The organism is Cyanobacteriota bacterium (assembly GCA_025054735.1).
Taxonomy (GTDB): domain Bacteria; phylum Cyanobacteriota; class Cyanobacteriia; order SKYG9; family SKYG9; genus SKYG9.
Genome location: JANWZG010000396.1, coordinates 1 through 3,645 on the forward strand (window position 1 = coordinate 1; position 3,645 = coordinate 3,645).

General features: G+C 49.1%; 5 protein-coding genes. 2 read left to right on the plus strand and 3 right to left on the minus strand.

The window, feature by feature from the left end; translation table 11 throughout:
• Window positions 1-187, plus strand: a 187-nt coding sequence (locus NZ772_15680; protein ID MCS6814995.1) for a nicotinate-nucleotide diphosphorylase (carboxylating), incomplete at its 5' end; no start/stop codon positions are given.
• Here the strand turns inward: NZ772_15680 and NZ772_15685 are convergent.
• The 3 genes from NZ772_15685 to NZ772_15695 all read right to left on the minus strand — a co-directional run bounded on the left by NZ772_15685 (window position 184) and on the right by NZ772_15695 (window position 3,170).
• On the minus strand, window positions 184-1,359 hold the full coding sequence (locus tag NZ772_15685) for a M20 family metallopeptidase (protein ID MCS6814996.1): 1,176 nt from the start codon (window positions 1,357-1,359) through the stop codon (window positions 184-186). The genes NZ772_15680 and NZ772_15685 overlap by 4 nt on opposite strands.
• Window positions 1,360-1,430: 71 nt before the next feature.
• Entirely contained in the window at window positions 1,431-2,678 is a 1,248-nt protein-coding gene (locus NZ772_15690; GenBank protein ID MCS6814997.1) for an ABC transporter substrate-binding protein, read from the minus strand.
• A 99-nt stretch (window positions 2,679-2,777) separates the two neighbouring features.
• Window positions 2,778-3,170 (minus strand): GFA family protein, encoded by a 393-nt coding sequence (locus NZ772_15695; GenBank protein ID MCS6814998.1) that lies wholly within the window; start codon window positions 3,168-3,170, stop codon window positions 2,778-2,780.
• Window positions 3,171-3,375: 205 nt separating this feature from the next.
• Here NZ772_15695 and NZ772_15700 point away from each other — a divergent pair.
• Window positions 3,376-3,645 (plus strand): response regulator (locus NZ772_15700; protein ID MCS6814999.1); only part of this gene is annotated, 270 nt, incomplete at its 3' end.

A 3,645-nucleotide genomic window follows, 5' to 3' on the forward strand; every position in this document is an offset into this window, starting at 1 on the left:
GATGATGCAGCAAGCAGTAGCGATGATTCGGGGAGCCAGCGATCGCATCATCATCGAAGCCTCTGGCAACATCACCCTTGACAACATCCGCAATGTTGCTGAAACCGGGGTAGACTACATTTCCACTAGTGCCCCTATTACCCGCTCCACTTGGTTAGACATGAGCATGAGATTGCAATCTATTTAGTCAAGCTGCCAGTAGCGCCACGCTGTATAAGCCATAGTTACAACGCCCGTAAAAATAGCAGAGTCGTCAACAGTGAATTGAGGATGGTGAAGCGGATAGGTTATCCCTTCAGGCTTGCCTACACCTAAGCGAAACATTGTGCCCGGAGCATGGGCTAGGTAACAAGAGAAGTCTTCAGCCCCTAGGGATGGCTCTAGCAAGAGTTTTACCCGATCGCTACCCCAGGCTTCCGTGGCGGCAGTTTCCAGCAATCGCGTCAACACCGGATCATTTTGCACCGAAGGCACTACTCGTTGATAGTTCAGCTTATAGGTAGCACCATAGGCCTGACAAATACCAGCAATGATCTGCTCAATCCAGGCCGGAAGCTGCTCGTGGGTTTCAGGATGCAGCGATCGTACCGTGCCCGTCAAGGTCACGCGATCAGCAATCACATTAGCAGCACGTCCACCCTGAATAGTGCCAAAGGTGAGGACAACAGGACGCAGGGGATTTTGTGTGCGACTGATAGACTGTTGCAGGGCAGTAATCACCTGGGCAGCAATCCAAATAGCATCCACAGCCTCATGGGGACGGGCACCATGCCCCGACTCGCCCATAATCGTCAGTTCGATGTCATCGGCAGCAGCCGTCAGCGCCCCATAGCGGATCCCAATACATCCCAATGGCGTAGCTGGAAACACATGCAACCCTAAGATGGCAGCTACCCCCTCCATAACTCCATCTTGCACCATCCAATGGGCACCCTGAGCCACTTCCTCCGCTGGTTGGAACAAGAAGCGATAAGCACCCGGTAATGGCGTTCCCAACTGGGAAAGTACCATTGCTGTACCTAAACCAATCGTAGTGTGCACATCATGACCACAGGCATGCATCACACCAGCCTGCTTAGAGCTATAGGGCAGACCAGTTCGTTCTTGAATGGGTAACGCATCCATATCTGTGCGGATAGCAAGGATGCGATCGGCGCGATCGCCCATTAAATCACCCACCACACCCACTTTGCCTACAGCTTCCCGCACGTGCAACCCACAGGATGACAACACCCCAGCTACATAGGCTGCTGTTTGATACTCCTGTCCACTTAATTCAGGATGACTGTGGAGGTGATGCCGAATCTCAATCAGCCGTGGTTCTAGCGTTTTAGCAACAGATTTAATAGTATCAAGCATGGGGAATGAACTCTACAGTCTGGTAGGTAACTGGTGCTTGTGTGTTCAACATGGTAGACAGTGTACGTTTATCACTCTAGTCGTCGGTAATAGACAAGTTGGTGGGATGGCAATAACTGAGGATGCAGAATTTTTACGAGGTCAGACAACACAACGTCTGGTTGCAGAATACCGCTTTCCCAATAGTCATTGCCACCAGTAGCATTCACACGAGCATTGTTATTAAAAACCTGCTTAGTCTGCACAGCAGTAAAATTTTGATAGCGTGGATCCGCGGCTAGAATATCTGCCTGAGTTTGCCAGGTGAGACTGCTAGTGAACCAGAATTGAGCCTGGGAAGCCCGATCGAGCACAGCTTCAAAACTAAGGGGAATGCTGCCAGTGGCAGGATTGTCAGCCCAAAGATAGTTAGCACCTGCATCTCGGAAATAGCGAGCCATGTAGCTTTTACCACCCGGCATATACCAAGTGCCACCAATATCCAGACCAGCCATCACTGTAGGACGATCAGATACCCTTGCTGCCATGGCCGCTATCCGACGATAGCGCTCAACAATACCTGCAAACACTCGATTCGCCGCTGCCTCTTGATTAAAAAACAGCGCAGTAAACTTCAACCATTCTGCTCGTCCCAGGGGAGAGGTTTCTAGATACTCTGCATTCACTGCCACAGTCATGCCCGCCCTAGCTAGCCGCTCAGTATAATCTACTGCTGCCCCACTGAGTTGATAGGTCATGACCAAGCTAGGATCCAAATTCAGCAATTGTTCCACATTGACCGTGTTATCTGCCCCAACCTCGTGCACCTTGCCCTGTTTGACTAACTCCCGAACCTTCGGGTTATTGATCTGCTTGACATAATCAATTGCCACTAAGCGGTCTAATAACCCCAAAACATCGAGGTGAGGCAGATAGGTGCTAGAGAGGGCTGCGATCGTGGCGATCGGCACAGTAATCACTGTACCCTTAATCTCTGTTGGTATCGGCGTACCACATTGCACTAGCACATAGGTTATGGGTGCCTGATTCATCTGCCCTGGCACTGCCACCACCTTGTAGTGACGGTGATAGTCAACCCGAACACCTTGAGCATAACTGAACTTTACCTTGTTAGGGAAATAGTCTCTATCAGGGCTGTAACTCGTTACACAGGGCTGGACAACTGCCGTTGAGGTATCCCCAAGTCTATTGGTTGGAGTTTGCAATCGGGGCTGCTGACAGCCCACTACTAAACCCATAACCACGAGACCGAGCAAGACAACTAGCCACCACGGCGATCGTCCACGTCCTTTCCGCAGCCTAGGATTCAGGATACCCATAGAAATTATCTCAGTTAGCAAGCAATGCAATAGGTGCCAGTTGCCAATGGTAATAGCAACAAACCATGGAAAGCAGAGTGGCGCTAACACCCCTCACAACTAGCTGTGGTCATCTTCTTGACTCAGATGAGCAAGGGTGTGGGCATGTTGTTCCCAATGTTGTCCATCAAATGGCTCAATGACGAGGTTAACTGGTGGTGGTTCTAGACAGCGGACATTAACATCAATGCCATCGGGGTTTGATCGGGGAATATAAAATGGCTTAATACCGCAGGTTTTACAAAACGTATGCTGGGCAATGCCCGTATTGAACCGATAAGTTGTCAGGTTATGCTCGCCAGCAATTAGCTTGAACTTAGATTTGGGGAGAATCAAGTGCAAAAAGCCCGACTTTGAGCACATAGAACAATTGCAATCGACACAAGCGATCGTCGCTGGAGCTTCAATCTCAAACTGCACAGCTCGACAGTGACAGCTACCCACATACTTCATACATCATTTAGATTAGAAATTAGGACACACTATTTAAATTGGTAAATTATAGAGTTGAGGTTTACAAATCAGCCATGAATTAGTGCAAGTTGGGTGAAGTCATTAGCTAGGGTAACAGCAGTTACAGTCCCATAAGCAATTGCTCTGCTAACGTTTTCTCCTAATGTCATTTTGTCCTGCAATTTGAAGAGGAACACTAACCTCAGTGGCAACTTTGCATATACAAATTGTTGAAGGCAATCCTCATCTGAGATCGTTGTTAGGCTGGCACCTCCAACAGGCAGGCTATTCAGTCTCCCAATCGGCTGACTTGCACCAGGCAAAAGATGTGTTTCAGAGCCGCCAGCCTAATCTGGTGGTCTTGGATGCTGAAATTCATGGTGGTAGCGGCTTGGAGCTGTGTCGCTGGATTTATCAACAGCGTCGAGCATTTATCTTAATGTTGTCAGCACGTAACACCGAAATGGATATTGTT

Excerpts from the sequence above, each read along its gene's own strand:
- NZ772_15685 (MCS6814996.1), bottom strand. The coding sequence starts at position 1,359 with ATGCTTGATACTATTAAATCTGTTGCTAAAACGCTAGAACCACGGCTG.
- NZ772_15690 (MCS6814997.1), bottom strand. The coding sequence starts at position 2,678 with ATGGGTATCCTGAATCCTAGGCTGCGGAAAGGACGTGGACGATCGCCG.
- NZ772_15695 (MCS6814998.1), bottom strand. The coding sequence starts at position 3,170 with ATGAAGTATGTGGGTAGCTGTCACTGTCGAGCTGTGCAGTTTGAGATT.